This is a genomic window from Shewanella sp. 10N.7 (assembly GCF_020806285.1).
Lineage (GTDB): Bacteria > Pseudomonadota > Gammaproteobacteria > Enterobacterales > Shewanellaceae > Shewanella > Shewanella electrodiphila.
Map to the genome: position 1 here is coordinate 124,522 of NZ_JAJGZS010000010.1, position 22,366 is coordinate 146,887.

A 22,366-nucleotide genomic window follows, 5' to 3' on the forward strand; every position below is an offset into this window, starting at 1 on the left:
ATAAGACCGAGCATCATCTACATTGTATTCAGTTCAACACATTAAAAATGACTAATTACCTGATGCTCGCTCAATCGCCGCCAAGACCTGCTCTGTTGTTAAAATCACTGGCAACTTGATCCCATCGGGTGCGTTAGGGCCATAAACCACATTAAATGGCACCCCAAAACGACCATGGCTTTGCAAGTAATCTGTTATCGGTTGCGATGCAGTGGTCCAATCGCCTTCAACTAACATGATATTGTCTTGCTTAAGTGTTGAATATACGGGGTCTTGTAATATCACCCCAACCTTATTGGCTTTACAGGTAATACACCAATCCGCGGTCACATCAACAAACACAGTCTTGCCTTGCGCTACAGTCGCAGCGATTTCTGTTTGCTCAAGAGGAGTCCAGACTAAGTCAGTCGGTAGCGGGTTTGACCAATCATCTGACGTTGCAAACGCACTAATGGCAGCAATAATGATGACCATACTAAAACTGGCAATTACGGCAGGAAGTCCATATTGCTTCGCCATCAAACCAAAGAAAGTAAGTACTAACACTGCAGCAATGACCCATAAAGCAGCCACAGTAATAAAACTTGATAATAAGCTAATCAACCACAAACTGGTGATCAGTAATAATACCGAGAAGAACACTTTAACAATGTTCATCCAACGACCCGGTTTAGGGAAGTAACGCGCCACTTGCGGAAATGCAGCAACCACTATCCAAGGCAGTGCCATACCAATAGCTAATGCGGTAAATATCACAATGAGACTGAGCACATCAGCGCCTAATGCAAATGCAACAGCTGTACCTAAAAACGGTGCACTACAAGGTGTGGCAAGTAAGGTGGCAAACATCCCTTGCAAGAAATGACCACGGTGATCATTACCCCCTGTTGTAGCCAGTTTTGTTTGTAAACTCGAAGGTAAATTAATTTCAAAGGCACCCAGCATATTAAGGGCGAACACCGAAGTCACTATGGTCATGAAACCAATAAACCACGGGTTTTGAAATTGTACGCCCCAGCCAACAGCTTGGCCGGTAAATTTAAGCATAATGACAAAAGCCGCTAGTAGCCAAAATGAAACCAGAATGCCTAGCGCTGATGCGATAAATTGTTGGCGAATTTGTGTTTTTTGAAGATCGGGCGCAGCAATCACTGAGCTTAACTTCATTCCTAATACCGGTAATACACACGGCATAACATTGAGAATCAAACCACCAATTAGCGCAAATAACATCATCGTTAACAAAGAGCTACCAGCTGCTTCAATTGAGGTTAATTGCACACCAGTAGTGTATTCATAAGCCCGTTGGTTATCACTTACTGTCACATTGAGTTGTTTCTCGAGCAATTTTGGATCGCCAGACCAATTCGATACTTCAAATTGCGCCACCCAAGCATCACTGCCATCGGGCTGAGATTGACGAGTCACACTTATAGGATTGAAGTTAGTCTCTTTGTCGCCATCAACAATCACTTGTGGTTTGCGCCACTGACTGTCTAATACAGTCACTTGTAATAAGCTCTGAGCAGTATCCCAACCAATTTGAACATTTTGAGCTGAGGCCTCAGCATCAACAAGTTGAGGTACTGTTGAAATCGCTTTATTAAAAGCAAACATCGCTTCAGTATCAGTTTGTAATTCATTGGCGGTAAAATCGAGTTCTAGTTGATAATCAGTTAACACACAAACCGTGGTGCATGAGGATAATGTAAATTTTCCTCTTAACGCTGTATTGGCATTAATATCGTCGACAGTGATGTGAATAGGGAATACAGCTTCGCCCTGATAACCTTGAGTTTTATACCCCATGATGGTGTATTGCTGCGGCGTCGGCCATTGCCAATTGACTGCACCAAAGTTAGTCGATTCGCCCCAGTCGATTTTAGGGGCAATACCGCCCTCACCTGGCGTACGCCAATACATTTTCCAATCTTCATCTAATTGCACATCAAGAATTGCAGGTACCGTTTTAGTCGCGGCGTCCAACTCACCAGTCAGCATAAAGCGGACCTTCACTGGCGGATGGTTGTCATTAACCAACCAACCGGTTGTCGCGGCAATTGTGCTCGAGCTGACAACGGCTGACATTAGCAGCAACATTGATATCACAACAGATTTGAATATTTTCAAAGATCTTTCCTTTTAGCGCACTCAATTAACGGTAAACGTTATTTTACTTTCATCAGACCGGACTTTACCGAATATAGTTCATCATGATCCACACTATTTAGCTGAGTTAAATAAATTTTGTGATACTGGTTGTTTAAACGCCACACATCAATATATATCTGGTGTTTTTATATACAAAAGTAGACATTGCAAAATGACATAATCTGAAACAGCTTAAATATAGACATACGTTTGAATGATTGCTTTAATCGTAATCAGTGTCTTTGTTGTACTTGGGTGAAATTACTTTAGAGAAAGTAATTTGTTGTTAGCGAATTTATGGGAAGCTAACACACAAAGTTGAGACACAAGGAAAAGTGAGACTCACTCAACAATGCAAATTGCTGAGACAACAATAATAAGGATAATTATCTTGAACAAAATAATGCACCTGAATAAGCTCATGCTGGCTATTGGCGTTGCGTCAACAGTCTTTCTCGCTGGTTGTGGTAACGACACCGACTACTCAAAAACGCCAGAAGTCACACCTGAACCTGAAGTCACTCCACCATTACAAGCTTTTGCCCCAGACGGAATGCTTAAAGCGCAAATTCGCCGCACTGCATATGGGGTTCCCCACATTCAAGCTGACAACCTTGAAAGTTTGGGCTTTGGTAGCGGTTATGCTCAAGCACAAGATAACTTATGTGTCTTAGCTGATGGATTTATTAAAGCAAACTCTGAACGTTCAATGTACTTTGGTCCCCACGCCTCAATTGACTTTGCCACTGGTTTGCCTACTGCAGAAGATAACGGTAACCTGGTTTCTGATTTCGCCTATAAAGCATTAAAAATAAGAGAAATGGCGGAAGCCCAGTATCCACAATTTAGCTATAACTCCCGTGCGTTAATGGAAGGCTTTAGCGCAGGCTACAATCAATTCCTAGCCGATGTTGAAGCAGGTGAGCAAGAAGCTGAACCATTTTGTGCCGGCCAACCTTGGGTTAAACCGATTGAAGGCGTCGACATTGCCAACTATCTCTTCTCAATCGCCCTGCTACCCGGTGCAGCAAACTTCTTAGACCTCATTTTCTACGCCAATCCTGGTGACGGAGAAGAGTATCTTCCTCGTATCGTCGGCCCTGCACCGTCTGCATCTCAAACCGCCTTCATTCAAGATGTGAATAATAAGCTACTAGCTCGAGCAAACACCATTACCACGCCAGAAACCAATCCACGTAACCTAGGCTCAAATGGCTGGGGCTTAGGCAAAGATAAAACTGAAAATGGTAAAGGCATGGTGTTAGGTAATCCGCATTTCCCGCATACGGGTAACTTACGTTTTTGGCAATCTCATGTGACGATTCCTGGTCAGCTTGATGTCATGGGCGGCTCATTAGTAGGTATGCCTGGATTAATTAACATTGGCTTTAACAAGGATTTAGCTTGGACACATACTTTCTCAACCGCTGAGCATTTTGTGATGTATAACCTTGAGCTCGTCAGTGGCGACCGCATGCAATATATGTATGAAGGCAGCCCAATGCCAATTACCAAAGAAACCGTACAGGTTTTGGTAAATGGCGGCGCAGCAGGGATGCTTATTGCTGAAAAAGATATTTACACCACAGCTAAAGGCCCCATTGTTGAAGCCCCAGCAGCCCTTGCTCCCTTTGGTTGGGATGATGGCCAAGCCTTTATGCTTCAAGATGCCAATATGGCAAATAAAGATCCTATCGATCATTGGTTTGCTATGAACCGTGCAACAAATAAAGAGGAGTTTCAGCAAGCGTTTAAAAGCTTTGACGGGGTTATATTTAATAACACTATGTATGCAGATAAAGAAGGCAATGCCTTTTATATTGATGATTCTACCGTACCAGGCTTAACCGACTTCGCCGTATCACTGCTTAAAACCAACCCTGATATCATTGCCGCAAGAGAGCAGGCAGGCTTTACCATCTTACCCGGTAATACTTCTATCTTTCATTTTGATAGCCCAATGCCTTATGAGCGAGCACCAAAGCTTGAGCGAACTGATTTCGTACAAAACTCAAATAACTCATTTTGGTCAACTAACTTAGCTCAGCCACTGGAAAACTACTCACCTATGTACGGCCCTGAACGCGGTCAGTTATCACTGCGAACCCGTATGGCATTAACGCTAATGGAAGATGCAGCAGGTGATGACGGTAAGTTTAATGTCGATGAACTAGAAGCCGCATTATTGTCTAATCGAATCTACTTAAACGACCTCATTTTCACTGATTTAATCAGTCAATGTGAAGCACAAGCAGATACGCCAGTCATGGTAAGCGACACAGTATCGAAAGATATCAGTGGCGCTTGTACGGCACTCAAAGCTTGGAATGGTAAGCAGGACAACGACAGTGTTGGCGGTGCGTTAATTCGTGAGTTTGCTCATCAATTCGATCAAAACAGCATGCTAACAGTGCCATTTGATCATACTAATGCTGCAATGACTCCTAACACCTTATCCACTGATGGTAGTGCGCTCGTGGCGCTTGCACGCGCAGCTATGAATGTTGAAGCTGCTGGGTTTACCGTTGATTCAACAATGGGAACGGTTCAGTTCGTTGAAAAATCACTGCCTGATGGCACGGCTTCGGGGACTAAACTACCTTGGCCAGGTACACATAACGCAGAAGGTGGTTTTAATGTATTTTCCACCAGCTTATCTGGCGATGATACGCTAATACCACAGCACAAATATGCTGCAGTGATGGATGCAGTATCAGGTGCACCGCTCTCTTCAGGGTTAACAGCAGAAGGATATCAAATCCGCTATGGTTCTAGCTGGATGATGGCGGTGAGCTTCACTGATGAAGGGCCTGTCGCAAAAGGCATATTAACTTACTCTGAGTCGAGTAATATTCTTAAACCGGCCTTTGCTGATCAAAGCATATTATATTCAACTGAAAAACAGTTTAGACCGCTTTTGTTTGCTGAATCTGATATTGCGGCTTCGGTAGAAAGCACCACAGAGCTGAGCTTTCAAAAGGGTGAATAAATAACCTCAATAATCAAAATGGGTACTGACGCTATTAATGTCTTGCCCATTTTTTGAACCTTTCAACAAAATTAAAGTGCTCAATCTTTATAACAAGCTCCCTCTAGGTGTGTACAGATTTACTTGACCACATCACATCACATCACATCAGCCCACCAACTTAAGCAATCAGCAATAAACATCAAAACAAATAACCAAAACACAACCAAATTAACACTCACCTCAAGCACAAAAACAACAAAGAGATAAAATCACAACCTACTGTTTACATTGATATGTTTTATTTGGAACATATAAAAACACTTGTATAAAATCCTACTCAGCTTCCACTAAAGGCAGCATATATAAATAACAATGGGGTTTTAAAATGAAAGTATTCAAAACAGCTGCAGCACTTGCTGTCAGTGTTGCATTACTAGCGGGTTGCAACGACGAAACCAACAATTATTACCCAGGTGAACCTACACCTGAAACCACAGATGTTCGTATCGGTACCTATAACCTTTCTTTTGACAGAAGTACCTACGCAGATCTTGTTGAAGAAATGAAGCTAACACCGGCTGTTCAGCAGGATTTAATGGACAAGTGGTTTGACGGTACATTAACTGACGGTGAACTCGCAGTTGCAGAAAAAGTCATTCAAATCCGTAACGTAGCAGCGATTATTCAAACTGAGCGCCCAGCAGTTCTATTAATGGGTGAGTTCAATAATGACGGGACAGGTGAAGACCAACAAGCCATTCAAGGTTTCCGCTTAAACTACCTTTCAGTGCCGCAAAACGCATTAGGTTCGACATCTGATGATGTTGAATTACTTGAGCCTATTCAATTCGGGTATGCTGAGAGCTTTGCCACTAACACTGGCCTATTAAGTGATCACGACTTAGATCGTAATGGCACTGTCGCATTGCCGGGTGACGCATGGGGCTTTGGTTTCTACCACGGTCAATATGCCTTCGGACTATTATCACAATACCCAATCGATACAGAGAACGTGCGTACTTTCCAAAACTTTAAGTGGAAAGATATGCCAGGTGAAGCAAACCCAACTATCACTAACTGTGAAGACGAAAACAATCCAATTCCTGAAGGTTTGGCTTGTGGTGATGAATGGTACACAGCAGAAGCTTGGGCTGAAAAGCCAATGTCATCTAAAAACCACGTTGATGCGCCTATCATCATCCCTACTGCTGATGGAGACAAAGTGATTCACTTATTAATGTCTCACCCAACTCCCCCTATTTTCGACACGGTTACCGAAAATAACAAACTGCTTAACCGTGCAGAAATCAAATTCTGGGACGATTACATTTCAGGTGAAGGTAGTTACATTTACGATGATGCTGGCACTAAAGGCGGTATTTCTGCTGACTCATCTTTCGTTATTTTAGGCGATTTAAATGCCGATCCTGAATCAGGCGACGGCTACTTAGATACCATCAAAGGGTTAATGTACAGTGACCACGTTAATCAACTTGCTACGCATGGTGTATATGCACCAAGCAGCTTAGGTGGCCCTGAATGTTTATCAAATGGTGAATGTAGAGCTGAAAACTGGGGCACTAAATACCCAGATGTTATCACCAGCACTTCAGGCCTTCGTTTAGACCACGTTATTCCTTCAAGCGATTTAAATATCACTGATTCTGGTGTGTTCTGGCCTGCATCATTTGAAGATGGTCGTTTAATGATGAACGACGAACGTGTAGGTAACTGGGGCGGTGGCGGAAAGTCTGTCTCATCAGATCACCGTTTAGTGTGGATTAACGTTGAGCTGTAATTACGTTGATTAATCTTGCACCATTTTAAGATAACTAAGCCCGCTTTTAAGCGGGCTTTTATATGTCTTTCATTATTTAATCCGCATGCTTGATTGGTGCTAACTATCATTAGCGTCCAATTCCTGCTGTAGCTTCTCTAACTCATCTAAAATCCGCAAAAACTTTTGTCCAAAACTTGTCACTTGATATTCAACTCTTGGCGGAATTTCACTAAAAGTCACCCTATCTAAAATACCAAATTCAACGTTACGCTTTAAACATTGGTTCAACACTTTAGTGGTTAACCCTTCAACATGGTTCACCATCGCTCCAGGTCGATTAATACCGTTAGCCAGTAGTTGATAGACCGTCAGTGACCACTTACAACCGTATATCGTTTCAACCATACGAGCACTTCTCTCAGGGGCTGACTTTTTTGAAAATAAAGCGTCGTGTTTTTGCATATTTATCTACCTTAACCACCAAACATCACATCTTGCTTGGCATCTAACCAAAGTGGGTATTTCGTCATCACCTTACTGAACATCTTGCTTTGTAAGTAACGATTTAACCATGCTCTGACATTGGGATAGGGTGACTGTAAATACCATTGACGTTCAACGCGGGCAAACTGACGGATAAAGGGTAACAGTGCTATATCGGCTAAACTTTCTCGATCTGCCATTAAATAATCTTGCCCATCTAACAATTGCTCTAACTGATGGATATATTTTTCACACGCTTGACGACATTCATCGATATTTGACTCGCTATAACGCTTGGCACATTTATAGTTCTCTAAGCAGCGTTTAAACTCACTATCAAATTGATAAATTAATATCAGCATTTTATCCAGTAACTCAGGAGTATCTGTAAACAACAAATCATCAGGGTCGCCCTGAGTTAATGCCCATAGCATCACTTCAAAGCTTTCTTCAATCACAATGCCCTTTTCAGTCACAATCACTGGCACAGTTCCTTTAGGTGAGGCCACTAACATTTCTGAAGGTTTATCACTCAAAACCAGGTCTCGCAGCAAAACAGGCTGCTGCGACTTATAAATGGCAATTCTTGCCCGCATTGCAAAGGGGCAGTTTCTTAACGAGTAGAGTACGGGTAAATCCATGATTTTATTCATTCTTGTGTTGTTTTCCCTACAACTTATATACGGGCTTACTAATTAATAATGTACTTTAACGATATTCATTAGCAAAATATACGGGTAACATCCCCCCATTAAAATTAACTGAGAACCTTTTAGATCATGAAACCGAAGATTGAATTATTAGCCCCAGGTGGTGATGTCGATGCGATTAAAGCGGCCATTATTGCGGGTGCAGATGCTGTTTATTGCGGCTTAGATACTTTTAACGCCCGTAATCGCGCTGCTAATATTTCCTTCGATCAATTGGTCGGGATCATCAGACTTGCCCATCAATACGACTGTCGTATTTTCTTAACCTTAAATATCGTTATTTTAGAACAAGAATTTAAGACCCTATTGAAGCTGCTCAACAGATTGGTTAACACCACTTTAGATGGTGTAATTGTGCAAGATATGGGGCTGCTTTATGTATTGCGTAAGCATTTCCCAACCTTAGATATTCATGCATCAACCCAGTTGACCACCCACAATGCCGGGCAAATTCCATTTTTAAGAAAACTAGGCGCAACCCGAGTCAATTTATCTCGTGAGCTCAACTTAAGAGAAATTACCTCCCTTGCGCAAGTCAGTAAAGAACACGACACCTTATTAGAAGTGTTTGTGCATGGTTCGTTATGTGTCGCTTTCTCTGGTTTATGTTATTCAACCTCTGCCAGTGCTGGTAATTCTGGTAACCGTGGCCGTTGTAGCCAAGCATGCCGTGAAGAATACGAAACCACAGAGTCGGGAAATAACTTTCCACTTAACATTAAAGATAACTCGGCCTTTTTTGACCTACCTGCATTAATCGACGCTGGCGTTTATTCATTTAAAGTTGAAGGCCGCATTAAAGGCGCAAGTTACGTTCACACTGTGATTGATAGTTTCCGTAAACAAATTGATGGTTATGTTGAAACAGGCGAACTCACCCAAGACGGCGAGCGTTTATACAAAGTCTTTAACCGTGACTTCACTAATGCCTTCTTACGCGGTGACTTAAACCAGTCAATGTTTATTGATAACCCACGTGACAATTCAAAAAATCACTTAGTTGATCAACTCAAAGCTGACAAAGGCGAGTCAATTTCAGTGGTGCAAATCCATGATGCTCAGCAACAATTACAAGTCGACAAGCAACAAATTAATGCTTCAGTTGACGATAAAATTGCACATCTAAGTATTGAGAAATTAAAGCTTTACTTAAGCTTTGCAAGCGAGCCAAATAAGCCGTTAACCCTAACGGTAACCACTGAACATAACAGCAGTGATTTGGCCGATGCTGAAACTAAAACAGTGGTGTTTAGCTCGAGTAGCTTAATGATGCCAAGTGAGAAGCTCAGTGTTGATAAAGAAGCCATTGAAAAACGCTTTAAAAATATCAACAATGCCAACTATGAATTAGTCCAACTGCAAACTGACAAGCTTACCGATGGATTAAGTATTCCATACCGTGAAATCACCACCTTAAAAAATGAATTGTTAGCTTACTTGAATGATGGCATTGATGTTATTGCTGAAGTTGAACTACCTAAACTTGCACGTCATCCAAAAGATGCAGAGCAAAAGCCCGCACTTTCAATGCTAATTTGTGATGAGGAAGATGCCAAACTTGCTGAAGTGACAGATGGGGACATCTACTTTAAATTACCTGATGCCTATAAACGTGGCTGCACTAAATATGTCGACTTTTTACAGCAAAACCCGCGCCTTATTCCTTGGTTCCCACCAGTATTAATTGGTAAAGATTATGACGTCGCGCTCAATATCCTTGAGCAAGTTAAGCCGCCACTCATTGTCACCAACAATACCGGTATTGCTTATCATGCCAATAAACTCGGCATTCAGTGGATAGCGGGACCATTTTTAAATACCACTAACTCTTATGCTTTATTAGCATTAAAGGAAGGGTTTGATTGTGCTGGCGCGTTCATTTCAAATGAAATTAACAAGCAACAGATGAAACAAATTGCCAGACCAAATAACTTTAAAATGCTTTACAGCATTTACCACCCTATTTTGTTAATGGCTAGCCGTCAGTGTTTCTTCCAGCAAAGTGTCGGCTGCGAAAAACCGCGTATTGATAATGGCTGTATGTTGTCTTGTGATAAATCCACCAGCATTAAAAACCTCAAAGGTGACTCGTTTGCCATTGATAAACAAAAAGCGGGTTACCCAAGTATTTATAACCAAGACCAATTCTTAAATACCGAGATCATTGATGATCTTAGCCATATGTTCGACGGCTTTATGATTGATTTAACTAACATAGGTGCAGGTGACAAAGAGTCGCCAGATAAAGTTGAGCTAATTAAACAGTTTGAGGCTTTGCTTGATGGCCAAAATGAGGTCAGCACGACTCTTGCGACCATGGTGCCAGAATCAACCCACTTACAATATAAAAACGGTTTATAAGCCAAACTCTTTATCACTTTAAGACGCCCTAGCTAACATCATTTAGCTAGGGCTTTTTGATATATGAAATCATCTATATTAAAAATAAAGTTGATTTTCATCACCTTAGATAAAAGGTGTTTCAATCTGTATCCAAGCTAGGTATCACAAAATAAATTAAACACCTGTTTAAATTAAGGTTTTTACCCCTTGCAGTATCTTCATCTATTTTTTCTATTTAAACAGTTGTTTTCACTACTTTTAATAACATCTCTTTTAGTTTACATTTGGCCAATATTTTGAGATTAGCATCACAATTTTAATAATAATTAGATCTCTGCAGTCAAATATAAGAAGCATTATGACCCAATATACGGCCAGCAATAAAGAGTACTTTTTCTCTCCCGACACCCCTCTCGTTTCCAGCACCGATCCCAAAGGCAACATCACCCACTGTAATCAAGCTTTCATTGAAACCAGTGGTTATAGCCGAGAAGAGTTACTGGGAAAACCACACAATATTGTTCGCCACCCCGATATGCCCTCCGCGGTTTTTGCCACAATGTGGAAAACCCTAAAGGCAGGTAATGTGTGGATGGGCTTAGTTAAAAACCGCCGTAAGAACGGTGACTTCTATTGGGTCAGTGCTTTCGTAACGCCAGTATATGATGGTAAAAAGCTAGTGGGATATGAATCCGTTAGAGTATGCGCTGAGCCTGCAGAAAAGCAGCGAGCCAATACAGCCTACCAACGTATCAAAGCGGGTAAGTCTGCCAATACACTGTTAACCAGTGCTCGTTTTAATTTCAATAAGCTATTGCCCACCCTTTTGCCTAGCACATTACTCATTTTGTTTTTCAGTTGGCAAAGCAACACCACAGCAGTGATTGCAACCCTAATTGCCGCAAGTATCAGTAGCTTTTGGAGTCTGCAGCAACAAGCATCACATTGGCGGTCATTACTCGCTATTAGCCCCAAGTCATTCGCAGATAAAACCGTCGCGCAAACCTACTTTGATGATGCTGGTGTAAGCGCACAAGCAAAGCTTGCTTTTATCAGTGAAATAGCGAGGTGCCGTACAGCACTCACCCGAATTAATGAGTCGGTATCAGGTCTTGATGATATCTCTTCAACCAGTAAAGCACAGGTCAAAGTCACCCAAACCTCTGTTGAACAGCAGGGCTTAGCCACTCAACAAATTGCGTCAGCCATCACTGAAATGTCTCAGGCAATACAAGAAGTCGCTCAAAAGATTGAGGAGAACTCACATAGCGCTGAAAACGTGATGCAGTTTGTCGATACTGGCACCCACTTAGCTGATGAATCACTTAACTCAATTCATCAATTAAGCCACACAGTTGACAGTATTGCTGTGACAGTTAAAGAGCTGGCAGATTCTACTCAGCAAATAGGCCAAGCAGCTAATCTGATTTCATCTATTGCAGACCAAACGAACTTGCTGGCTCTTAACGCAGCCATTGAAGCGGCACGTGCAGGCGAGCAAGGTCGAGGTTTTAGTGTTGTAGCAGATGAAGTACGCGCCCTTGCCCTTAAAACCCGTGAATCAACAGATCAGATTCATGCTGTGATTAAGCAATTATCTGCTCGCACAAGCAGTGCCGTAGATATGTCGGCTCAAGGTGAACTTGCAGCAAAACAAGGGGTAGAAATTGTTGAAAACACCCGAAATGCCCTTGGTGAGATTAAAGATGCTGTAGGTAATATTACTGATATGACCTTTCAAATGTCATCAGCCGTTGAAGAACAAAGTGCAGTCGCTGAACATATTAATCAGCAAATCATCGACATTGCAGATGGCGCTTCTGATACTGCAGATGCCGCTAAAGAATCTCTACGAGCCAGTGAGTCACTAGAAAGCACTATCAGTACCTTCCATTCGTTAATTAGACGCTTTCGCCTGTAATCTCAGTTGTTACTCACCCCATGAACGGCATGTTAACCTTCAACATGCCGTTCATATCAATCTCTCCTCGTACATTGCTAGCACTATCAATGGTGAAAAGTTATAATCCTTCGCTAACATCGAAGACCCTTTCTTAAACCTAGGAGCTATTTTTGGCACACACTTACATTCCATTAGATGCATACAAACGCAAGTGGATCTTTAACCATAAAGATTTACCCGTGTTAGATACAGATAAAGCATTAATCAAACCGCTCACTGAAAAAAGTGCTATGACGGTTTGGAATCAATGGATCAGTAATAAATGTAATCGTGCTGAATTGTTTTCTAAAGGAGATTGGGCTGCAAAGCAAGATGCTTGGAAACAAACCGAACATTGGCAGTCGGCATGGGATTCTGATGATAATACATTGCCAGAGCCTATCGCTGAGTTCATTGATTGGGACGACGACACTCAAGTGTTTTTCTGCTACGAAAAATACCAAATAATCGAAACCACTTGGGTTGTATTTGCCCGTAATTGGAAAGCATTTTTGTTTTTTGATGACGGTCCTATCTTGATTGCTCCCAAGAAAAAACAAGCAATCATGTTTGAACAAAATGGACAATATAAGCTAGGGATGCGCAGCTAAAAAACCAATAAGCCAGGTTTACTCAATGATCTCGACAGAGCATTTTAAATGTTCGTCGAGTTCAACATCAACCTGACTGATACAAAAATAATAAATGAGTACCCTATGAAAGCACTTTCAACCATCGCACTTACCGCAGCTTTACTGACCCCAATGCTTGCTGAAGCTAAAACCGTTTCTGGTGTTGAGTTAGCAGATAGCCTAACTATTGCCGAGCAATCACTAGCGTTAAATGGCGCAGGCGTTCGCAGTAAATTCTTTATGGATTTATATGTTGGTAGCCTCTACATTGCCACGCCAGCCAATGATTTAACCGCCGTATTAGATCAATCAACTGCTGTTATTCGCCTTAACATTACCTCGGGTATGATCACCTCAGACAAAATGACCGATGCAATTGAAGGAGGCTTTGACAGCGCAACCAATGGCAACACCGCTTCAATAGACAAAGACATAGCCCAATTTATGGGTCTGTTTACTGAAGAAGTCAGTAAAGGCGATCAATTTACCTTTGTCACCCATAAAGGCGCTGGCGTCACCAGTTTTAAAAATGGTGTCGAACAAGCCACAATCGCAGGTGAAGCATTCAGACAAGCACTGCTAAAAATTTGGTTAGGCGACGAACCTGCGCAAAAAAGCTTACGTAAAAATATGCTGGCTCAATAACCTTGGCAGCAAAAAGCTTATAACAATAAAAAAGCGACCTGACGGTCGCTTTTTTTTGGTCTGTCGTTAGCAACGAGACTATAAAAAACTCAAACAGCTATGTGCTATATGCTCAGCCCCTAAACAATGAAATTTATCGACTAAAACTTGTAGATTAAAACTTAATATCGAAAGCTAAGCCTATCGCAGACTGATTTTCTATTTCGTCAGTCACATTAGGCTCACTGAGCTCCATTTCACTGTTAAAGAAGTAACCGCCATAAGCATTAATGGTCGCTTTTTTACTGATGTTCCAACCCGCCCGGACAAAGCCTACCCATTCTTCCATCTCAATGGTTTGTTCTTGATCTGTAATCAAAAAGCGCTCTGAACGACGTGAACTACCAACACCGAAGTTCCACTTGTCATTCATTTCATAGGACAGCTCTAAACCTGCAGGACCACTAAAGCCGGCTTGGAACGGGTTACCCAAGGTAAGTTTGTCGGTGATTTTCCAGCGAATAGCTAAGTAAGGAACAGTCTTTACTTCAGAAATATCGTTAAGGTAAGCCACGCCGAATCCAAGCATATTACCTGATTCAAAACGGTACATAGCCGAGCCCACCACACCATAACTTTGTGCATCAGACGATGACGCAGTATTGGCATAAGCATATTGCAGTTTTGGCGCTAACAAAAACATCCAGTTCGTGTCAGTTGGTCGATAAGTTAATGACAAACCTGCACTGTATTTATTAATTGAACTCCAAGGCGTAACCTGACCATTTAGTAGGTCACTATCAATATTCTTAAAGCCGTAATCTAAATTGTCATAACCAATATTAGCGCCGAGCATCCACTCTTTGCTCAGTGGCATAGCGCCTGAAAGTTTTAATCGCCAAACATCACGTTGTAATTCAGTATTAGTGTCACCCACTTGAGCAGCATCTGTAGAAGTGCGCGATACATGAAACTTAAAGGGTGAGTAATCATATGCAGCCGCATAAGGAGTGAGAAACAGTCCCGCAATCACACTCAATTGCGCCACTTTTTTTAATCGACCAGCATTAAGCTGATTAGCTTGGAACAAGCTTGGGGTAACGTTCATTAACTGCTTCCTTTCTCATTATTATTATGATCAAAATATTGAATGCCAAATCTACACGTCAATACTCTGACCTATTCAATTTGGATCACAAATTCAATGTATTATGAGATATTACACAGTTTTAGGTTATCACAACAGTAGCAAGTGAATACACGTTGTTACATTAATATTTGATGATATAACACGGCTGGCTTATTTTCGGTGGGCATTTAAAAATAAGCTCACAGTATCCTCAATATAGCTCTGCCTATTTTGTACAAGATCGCTCACATCCAGCCCAAGCTCTAAGCGCATTTTGAGTTCACCAAACAGCATCAAGCACAGTCGCACCGCACTATCGTGTGGCTTGGCAAAATAAAGCTCATCATGTTTATTCACTCGGCTAAAGTAATCACTTAATAACCCTAATACATGCTTTGGCCCTGCATCAAAATACAATTTAGATAAATCTGGGTGAGTATCAGCGTGGGCTAAACAGGTTTTAAATACTGCCAAAACTTCTTCACTGACAATCAACTCGCCAAATTGGGTAGCAAACGTTCTTATGGTTTGCTCAGCATTCGTTGAGTCTTCAAGTAAGTCACCGGTTAATTGGTGCACGACACATTTAGACTCAATCGCAGCAATAAATAACTCATCTTTAGAGCCAAAATGGGAATAGACGGTTTGCTTTGATACCCCGGCTTTTTTCGCCACTAAATCCATGCTGGTATTAGGAAACCCTTGCACACAAAACAGCTCGATAGCCGCCTGAAGTATTTGGGCACATTTCTGCTCACTACGCGTTTTCGGCGCATTATGCTGGCAAAGTGTAGAGTGTTTCGCAGTTATCATTATAAATTCATCTTTTATTTTTTTGGGGCTTCGCTTATTGATTTAAAGCCTTTTTTACATTTTCTTGCAGCAAACTTGTTACAAGAGATAACATTTAATCACAAATTAGACTGGACAGTCTAGTTTTATGGAAATACACTTACATCAAAATGGACTAGACAGTCTAGTTCTGGAATTTAGAATCGCACGATGTTAAGTGCAGGTCAATATGAGTCATATTGAATTGCCTATAAAGTAGTATTAGCAATAGGAATGCTCCCCATGAAAACAGTGTCTCGGTCTTTTTCTGCAGGTTCTTTGTCTGTACGCTCTTTGTTTACAGGAACATTATTTTCAAGATCATTATTTTCACGATCACTATTATCAAGATCACTTTTATCAAGCTCAAAGTCGACTCGAGCAGTCTCTTTCCTGAGTATGACTTTTTCGATAATGCTACTCAGTGCCTGCAACAGCGATGAAGCAAGTACAACAACCGTTATTACAGTACCCAAAGTCATAACCCAACCACTCAACTTTAGCTCAAGTTACCAACATCAGCAGCGCTATACTGGCAGCGTTCGCTCAACAGATACTACAGGGGTCGGTTTTGAGCTGGCTGGTAAGCTAAGTGATATTATTGTCGACAGTGGCGACGCTGTGGTTAAAGGGCAAAAGCTGGCTTCACTGAACACCCAATTACTCGAGGCTGAATATCAACAGTTAAGTGCCTCATTGCAACAGACCCAAGCCGATTTAGTCTTAGCCCAAAGTAACTTCGAACGTTCAGTAGAGCTTAAAAAGAAGCAATATGTCTCAGAGCAACAATTTGACGAAACCCAGCAACAGGTTTCCAGCCTGTTAGCCAACCAAAAACGTCTACAAGCCTCTTTATATGCAACAGAACTTAAACTTGAAAAATCCACATTAGTCGCGCCCTTTAATGGCACTATCAGCAAACGCCATCACAACTTGGGCGAAGTAATCGCTCTAGGTAGCCCTGTTTTTACCTTAATTGGCACCAGTCAACAGCAGGCCTATATCGGTGTACCTATTGCTGTCGCGCAGACTTTAACAACTAACCAAATGGTGAACATACTCATTGGCAGTAAAAGCTATAAAGGCCGTGTTGCCGGTATCAGCGCTGAAATTGATAGCGTGACCCGCACGGTGCAATTACGCATAGATTTACCTAGTAATGATTTATCCAAAAGTAACCAGCCAATCATTAACGGTGAGATAGCCTATTTAGCGTACCAACAGCAAATTGAAGATGCTGGCTATTGGGTGCCTATTGCATCACTCACTGACGGTGTAAGAGGTTTATGGAATGTGTTTGTAGTGACCAAAAATGAGCAAGGTATCTCGAAAATTGAGCGTCGTGATGTTGATATTATCTATACCACCGAACATCAAGCTTACATCAATGGTGCATTAAACAAACACGATGTCATCGTGACTAAAGGGCTACACAAGCTTGTGGTAGGCCAACATGTTAACCCGACGTCTGAGACTGTGGCGAGGTCACTATGATTAAGGCATTTGTTGAAAATGGCAGACTAGCCAGTTTGATGATTGCACTGCTGTTAGTCGCAGGTTTAGGCGCGATAAATAGCTTACCACGCACAGAAGATCCAACAATTACCAACCGATTTGCCTCGGTTGTCACTCAATACCCTGGTGCTTCGGCTGAGCGTGTTGAAGCTTTAGTCACTGAAGTCTTAGAAAATGAACTACGCCGATTAGAAGAGTTAAAGCTGGTTCAATCAACCTCTCGACCTGGTATTTCCGTTATCCAGCTTGAGTTGAAAGACAACGTCATCGATACTGCCCCTGTGTGGTCTAGGGCCAGAGATCTTATTGCAGACAGCAAATATCAGCTGCCTACATCAGCGCAAAATAGCTTATTAGACGATCAAACAGGCTATGCCAATACCGCCATTTTAGGGCTGGTGTGGAGCAGTGATACACCTATTCGTACCGATATACTTAATCGATATGCAAAAGAGTTACAAAGCAAGCTTCGAGTTTTAAATGGCACTGATTTTGTAAAACTATCTGGTACACCAGATGAAGAAATTTTAGTTGAACTCGATGGCAATAAAATTAGCCAACTTAAATTAACTCCAGCAAGCATCGCTTCTATTCTTTCCAATGCAGACAGTAAAATCTCAGCGGGTGAAATCAATAACGCCACATTTAAAGCCTTAATTGAAGTCTCTGGTGAACTCGACTCAATCACCCGCGTCAGTGAAGTGCCACTCAAAATTGACACTAATGGGCAGATTATTCGCCTCGCTGATGTGGCAAACATCAGTCGTCAACCTAAAACACCTGCAACAACCATCGCGTTAATTAATGGCCAACCTGGTGTGCTCGTTTCTGCGCGTATGATTGATAACAACCGTGTTGATAAATGGCAAGCTCAAGTCAGTCAGGTTGTTGAGAGTTACAAAGCTAATTTACCAGCCAATATTGAAGTTCAATGGTTATTTGACCAACAAGGTTACACTAGCGTTCGTTTAGGCGATTTAATGATAAACCTTATCCAAGGTTTCTTTATTATCTTGTTTGTTTTAATGCTCACCTTGGGCTTAAGAAATGCGCTTATCGTGGCATTATCATTACCATTAACCGCGCTGTTTACCTTAGCATGCATGAAATATACTGGTTTACCCATTCACCAAATGTCAGTGACAGGTTTAGTCGTGGCACTTGGGATCATGGTTGATAACGCCATTGTCATCGTCGATGCCATTGCCCAGCGTCGTAAACAAGGGTTAAGCAAACTCGAAGCTGTCAGCAAAACACTGCACCACTTATGGTTGCCGTTAGCGGGATCAACCATAACGACTATGCTTGCCTTCGCCCCGATTGTGTTAATGCCTGGCGCTGCAGGTGAGTTTGTTGGCGGCATTGCGATTTCAGTGATGTTTGCCCTATTAGGCTCATACCTTATTTCACATACTATTATCGCAGGGCTCGCTGGTCGCTTTAGTCAAGACAATGAATCTATGGCTTGGTACCAAAAAGGCATGGCTTTTCCTCGTTTAGGTCATGCTTTTAAAACCAGTTTAGCCTTTGCGCTAAAACGCCCATTATTCAGCGCATTATTAATTGGTATATTGCCGCTTGTGGGCTTTTTTGCCTCAACTAAGATGACTGAGCAATTCTTTCCACCATCTGACAGAGACATGTTTCAAATTGAAGTGTATTTAGCGCCTCATGTGAGCTTAGATAACACCTTAAAACAAGTTAAATCCATTGATGCACGTCTTGAGTCTATTGACGATGTAGAGATGATTACTTGGGTTGTTGGCGGCAATACACCATCATTTTATTACAACCTTACCCAACGTCAGCAAGGTGCGACAAACTATGCACAAGCCATGGTTAAGGTCACTGATTTTGACGCTGCAAACCGACTGATTTTATCCTTACAAAAAGAGTTTGATACTGACTTCCCGCAAGCGCAAATCCTAGTCAGAAAACTAGAACAAGGCCCACCATTTAATGCGCCAGTAGAGTTACGTATATACGGTCCATCATTAGACACATTAAACCAACTTGGTGAACAAGCTCGCGGTCTATTAATGCAAACCGAAGATGTTATTCATACTCGAGCGACGTTAAGTGCAGGCTCTCCGAAAGTCTGGTTACAAGTCAATGAAGACGCTAGCTTAATGAGTGGCTTAAGCCTTACCGATATCGCTAAACAAGTTGAGATGGCGACGACTGGGATCATAGGCGGCAGTATTTTAGAGCAAACTGAATCCTTGCCAGTGAGAGTCAGGTTAGCAGATCAATCTCGTGAGCAAGCAACTCGCTTATCTGAGATCAATATCGTATCAGCCAATGGCGATACCATTCCGCTCTCTGCTATTGCTAATAACCAAATCAATGTTAGTCGCGGCGGTATACCGCGCCGAAATGGTGAACGCGTCAATACCATCGAAGCTTATATCGTTAGCGGGGTATTGCCGGGTAAAGTACTCGGTGACGTCAAAGCGAAACTCGAGCAAATCGAGCTTCCTTCTGGTTATCACTTAGAAATAGGCGGTGAGAGTGCTAAGCGAGATGAAGCAGTTGGCAACTTACTGTCTAACATTGTCGTGGTCGTCACCTTATTACTGGCAACGGTTGTATTGTCGTTTAACTCATTTAGGTTAACCGCCATTATCTTACTCAGTGCGTTTCAATCTGCGGGACTTGGCTTATTAGCCGTTTACCTGTTTGGCTACCCATTTGGTTTTACCGTTATCATAGGTCTACTGGGACTCATGGGCTTAGCCATTAACGCCGCTATCGTAATATTGGCAGAGTTAGAAGATGTGCCCGAAGCAAGGCTTGGTAATAAAGAGACCATTATCGAACTGGTCAGCAGTTGCGGTAGGCATATCGGCTCGACCACCATTACCACCATCGGCGGCTTTTTACCTTTGATTATTGCAGGCGGCGGTTTCTGGCCTCCATTTGCAATTGCCATTGCTGGCGGAACCTTGTTAACGACTATGTTATCGCTGATTTGGGTACCGACAATGTATCTTATTTTAATGAAGAAAAAATCACAGAAATCTGAAATATTGACACCCGTACAAGTGTAATATTTTCAGCTACTAACCATCAAAAAACGACGCATTTATGCGTCATTTTTTTGTTTAAGATGTTGAATTACTAATTCTTGATAATTCTCAATCTTCCCATGATCTTAATCAAATAAATTCGGGGGCATATCCACTAGATTATACTTATCCTTTTTTCGGAACTTATCACATGAACTATCGAAGTTGGTCAATAACAAAACAAATAACGTACTTTTCGCTAGCGCTTACCATACTGGTATTCGGTATTATTTCTTCTGTCTCCTATTTCAGTTCGTCTAACGTTTTAAAAGAAAAAGCCATCGACTCGATGAATGAGCAAATGCAAAGTAATGCTGCACTTATCGAGTTGCAATATGTCAGCTTATTAAACCTTGCTCGCCGTAATGCCGACATCCTGCGCGCTATGTACCCAGGTAACTTTCACAAACCAGATCGCAGCGTCAAAATCTATAGCACCCAAACCCCGTCACTTGTCCATGAGAGTGCCCAAATCAATGCGACTAAAAGTAAAGTAGATCGCTTTTCAAACCTTACTGGCGGTACAGCGACTATTTTTGTCAAAGATGGCGATGACTTCTTACGAATTTCCACTTCACTCAAAAAAGCAGATGGCTCAAGAGCATTAGTCACCTACCTCGGTCAATCTCATCCGGGTTATCAAACTTTGATTAAGGGTGAGACCTATGAAGGTTATGCCAAGCTTTTCGGTAAAGACTACATGACAGTTTATCGCCCGATTAAAAATGAAACTGGCGACGTCATTGGCATTTTATATATCGGTTTTGACATTACCGAGTCGATTACTGAACTACAAAAAACCATCAACAACCTGGTGGTTGAAGAGTCTGGTTTTTACATGCTGGTCAGAAACAGTGACAAACGCCTGATATCACACCCAAGATTTAAGGTTGGTGAAGCACTTACTCCTGACATTTTAAATGGCCTAGATGCGAATAAAGTGCTCGGTCAGCATTTCAGTTATGAGTACCTCAACAATCAGCAAAAAACCATGTTTGCTAATAGCATTAATATTCCAGGATGGAACTGGACATTAATCGGCTTAACTGAAGCCGCTGAGCTAAATAATGAAAGCTTGCAACTGCTTTACATTACAGCGGGCGTTGCAGCCTTGGGGATTATCTTAATCAGTGGTTTATTGGCGATGCTGCAAGTTAAAGCCCTCGCGCCGTTACAAAAATTACAGCAACAACTTCAATTATTAGGCCGAGGCGACTTATCCCAGCAATTTGAAGTAACAGACCCCAACAGTAATAATGAAATTGACCTTATTACTGCCAGTGCAGCTGATATGTCCACCAACCTAAAAGACTTAATTGACTCGCTGCAGCACTCAGTGGAGAGCTTAGAATCACAAGCCCAAAAAGCCCAAGATATGGCAAGATTAAATGGTGATGAATCAGAGTCATTGATGATGCAAACCAACCAGATTGCCACTGCTATTGAAGAAATGTCAGCCTCTATCCGTGATGTGGCAAATCATTCAAATGAAGGCGCTACCAAAAGCCAGCAAGTAGATGAGTCATCACGCTCTGGTCATCAACAGCTAACAGAAGTGGTTGAGTCGTTAGATTTACTTAAAACCCAACTGAATGAAAGCCAAGCTAACATTGAAAATGTCAGTAAAGAAAGTGAAGCGATTAACCAAGTCACTGAGGTGATTAACAGTATTGCCGAGCAAACCAATTTGCTTGCCCTTAACGCTGCAATTGAAGCTGCACGTGCAGGCGAACAAGGCCGAGGATTCGCTGTTGTTGCTGACGAGGTTCGCTCTCTTGCTCAGCGCACCCAAAGCTCAATATCAGAAATCAGTAAAACCATTGCTCAGTTGCAATCTCAGGTTAAAAATACTGCCCAGCAAATGGAAGACAGCCATAAATTAGGCACCTTCTCAGCCGAGCAAGGAACTCAATCAAGTCAGCAATTGAGTCAAATAACTGTAAGCATCGGTGAGCTAGCTACCTTTACCAGTAGCATAGCAAGTGCCACAGAGCAGCAAAGCGCCGTAGCAGATGAAATAACCCGTAACCTACACCAAATATCCACCTTGGCAAATGAAGGACAAGAACGTGCAGGAGAAACCGTTGAGGTTGCAGATGGTTTAACTGAACTTGCTAGTGAGCTAAAAACTAAAATTAACTTCTTTAAAGTCTAAGCATGTATTTAGATTTAGAGGTACGTTTAAAT

The 22,366-nt window shown here is 41.9% G+C and carries 14 protein-coding genes; 9 read left to right on the forward strand and 5 right to left on the reverse strand.

The window, feature by feature from the left end:
• Positions 1–51 precede the first annotated feature (51 nt).
• Complete coding sequence (locus LMH66_RS08615; protein ID WP_420709410.1) at positions 52–2,130, reverse strand: protein-disulfide reductase DsbD family protein; 2,079 nt, start codon at positions 2,128–2,130, stop codon at positions 52–54.
• 424 nt (positions 2,131–2,554) lie between these two features.
• On the opposite strand from LMH66_RS08615, the gene LMH66_RS08620 reads away from it, so the two are divergent.
• Positions 2,555–5,140 carry an acylase gene (locus tag LMH66_RS08620; RefSeq protein ID WP_229369341.1) on the forward strand — a complete coding sequence of 862 codons (2,586 nt, stop codon included), beginning with the start codon at positions 2,555–2,557 and terminating at the stop codon, positions 5,138–5,140.
• Positions 5,141–5,507: 367 nt separating this feature from the next.
• Positions 5,508–6,920 carry an endonuclease/exonuclease/phosphatase family protein gene (locus tag LMH66_RS08625; RefSeq protein ID WP_229369315.1) on the forward strand — a complete coding sequence of 471 codons (1,413 nt, stop codon included), beginning with the start codon at positions 5,508–5,510 and terminating at the stop codon, positions 6,918–6,920.
• 99 nt (positions 6,921–7,019) lie between these two features.
• On the opposite strand, the gene LMH66_RS08630 is transcribed toward LMH66_RS08625, so the two are convergent.
• Together LMH66_RS08630 and LMH66_RS08635 are read right to left on the reverse strand one after the other, a co-directional pair.
• Entirely contained in the window at positions 7,020–7,364 is a 345-nt protein-coding gene (locus LMH66_RS08630) for a winged helix-turn-helix transcriptional regulator (RefSeq protein ID WP_229369316.1), read from the reverse strand.
• Positions 7,365–7,375: 11 nt separating this feature from the next.
• Entirely contained in the window at positions 7,376–8,038 is a 663-nt protein-coding gene (locus LMH66_RS08635; protein ID WP_229369317.1) for a glutathione S-transferase, read from the reverse strand.
• Between the two features lie 126 nt (positions 8,039–8,164).
• On the opposite strand from LMH66_RS08635, the gene LMH66_RS08640 reads away from it, so the two are divergent.
• The 4 genes from LMH66_RS08640 to LMH66_RS08655 all read left to right on the forward strand — a co-directional run bounded on the left by LMH66_RS08640 (position 8,165) and on the right by LMH66_RS08655 (position 13,657).
• Positions 8,165–10,456: a peptidase U32 family protein gene (locus LMH66_RS08640; RefSeq protein ID WP_229369318.1), complete on the forward strand. Its 2,292-nt coding sequence runs from the start codon at positions 8,165–8,167 to the stop codon at positions 10,454–10,456.
• Positions 10,457–10,796: 340 nt separating this feature from the next.
• Positions 10,797–12,359: a methyl-accepting chemotaxis protein gene (locus LMH66_RS08645; RefSeq protein WP_229369319.1), complete on the forward strand. Its 1,563-nt coding sequence runs from the start codon at positions 10,797–10,799 to the stop codon at positions 12,357–12,359.
• 152 nt (positions 12,360–12,511) lie between these two features.
• Positions 12,512–12,991 (forward strand): DUF2947 domain-containing protein, encoded by a 480-nt coding sequence (locus tag LMH66_RS08650; protein WP_229369320.1) that lies wholly within the window; start codon positions 12,512–12,514, stop codon positions 12,989–12,991.
• Positions 12,992–13,096: 105 nt separating this feature from the next.
• A complete protein-coding gene (locus LMH66_RS08655; RefSeq protein WP_229369321.1) occupies positions 13,097–13,657 on the forward strand; it encodes a chalcone isomerase family protein in 561 nt (186 codons plus the stop codon).
• A 154-nt stretch (positions 13,658–13,811) separates the two neighbouring features.
• Here LMH66_RS08655 and LMH66_RS08660 read toward each other — a convergent pair whose 3' ends face one another.
• A complete protein-coding gene (locus tag LMH66_RS08660) occupies positions 13,812–14,744 on the reverse strand; it encodes a DUF6268 family outer membrane beta-barrel protein (RefSeq protein ID WP_229369322.1) in 933 nt (310 codons plus the stop codon).
• Positions 14,745–14,936: 192 nt separating this feature from the next.
• Positions 14,937–15,578: a TetR/AcrR family transcriptional regulator gene (locus LMH66_RS08665; protein WP_102529409.1), complete on the reverse strand. Its 642-nt coding sequence runs from the start codon at positions 15,576–15,578 to the stop codon at positions 14,937–14,939.
• A gap of 417 nt (positions 15,579–15,995) precedes the next feature.
• Here LMH66_RS08665 and LMH66_RS08670 point away from each other — a divergent pair, with 417 nt between their 5' ends.
• The 3 genes from LMH66_RS08670 (at position 15,996) to LMH66_RS08680 (ending at position 22,334) form a co-directional block, all read left to right on the forward strand.
• Positions 15,996–17,090 (forward strand): efflux RND transporter periplasmic adaptor subunit, encoded by a 1,095-nt coding sequence (locus LMH66_RS08670; protein WP_229369323.1) that lies wholly within the window; start codon positions 15,996–15,998, stop codon positions 17,088–17,090.
• Positions 17,087–20,161, forward strand: coding sequence for an efflux RND transporter permease subunit (locus LMH66_RS08675; protein ID WP_229369324.1), 3,075 nt, complete (start codon positions 17,087–17,089; stop codon positions 20,159–20,161). Before LMH66_RS08670 ends, LMH66_RS08675 begins: the two co-directional genes overlap by 4 nt.
• A 169-nt stretch (positions 20,162–20,330) precedes the next feature.
• Positions 20,331–22,334 (forward strand): methyl-accepting chemotaxis protein, encoded by a 2,004-nt coding sequence (locus LMH66_RS08680; protein WP_229369326.1) that lies wholly within the window; start codon positions 20,331–20,333, stop codon positions 22,332–22,334.
• Positions 22,335–22,366: the final 32 nt, after the last annotated feature.

Bases quoted from the DNA above. Each gene is read 5' to 3' on its own strand.
- LMH66_RS08655 (WP_229369321.1), top strand. From the start codon at position 13,097: ATGAAAGCACTTTCAACCATCGCACTTACCGCAGCTTTACTGACCCCA.
- LMH66_RS08675 (WP_229369324.1), top strand. From the start codon at position 17,087: ATGATTAAGGCATTTGTTGAAAATGGCAGACTAGCCAGTTTGATGATT.
- LMH66_RS08665 (WP_102529409.1), bottom strand. From the start codon at position 15,578: ATGATAACTGCGAAACACTCTACACTTTGCCAGCATAATGCGCCGAAA.
- LMH66_RS08630 (WP_229369316.1), bottom strand. From the start codon at position 7,364: ATGCAAAAACACGACGCTTTATTTTCAAAAAAGTCAGCCCCTGAGAGA.
- LMH66_RS08640 (WP_229369318.1), top strand. From the start codon at position 8,165: ATGAAACCGAAGATTGAATTATTAGCCCCAGGTGGTGATGTCGATGCG.
- LMH66_RS08670 (WP_229369323.1), top strand. From the start codon at position 15,996: ATGACTTTTTCGATAATGCTACTCAGTGCCTGCAACAGCGATGAAGCA.
- LMH66_RS08620 (WP_229369341.1), top strand. From the start codon at position 2,555: ATGCACCTGAATAAGCTCATGCTGGCTATTGGCGTTGCGTCAACAGTC.
- LMH66_RS08660 (WP_229369322.1), bottom strand. From the start codon at position 14,744: ATGAACGTTACCCCAAGCTTGTTCCAAGCTAATCAGCTTAATGCTGGT.
- LMH66_RS08645 (WP_229369319.1), top strand. From the start codon at position 10,797: ATGACCCAATATACGGCCAGCAATAAAGAGTACTTTTTCTCTCCCGAC.
- LMH66_RS08680 (WP_229369326.1), top strand. From the start codon at position 20,331: ATGAACTATCGAAGTTGGTCAATAACAAAACAAATAACGTACTTTTCG.
- LMH66_RS08635 (WP_229369317.1), bottom strand. From the start codon at position 8,038: ATGAATAAAATCATGGATTTACCCGTACTCTACTCGTTAAGAAACTGC.
- LMH66_RS08625 (WP_229369315.1), top strand. From the start codon at position 5,508: ATGAAAGTATTCAAAACAGCTGCAGCACTTGCTGTCAGTGTTGCATTA.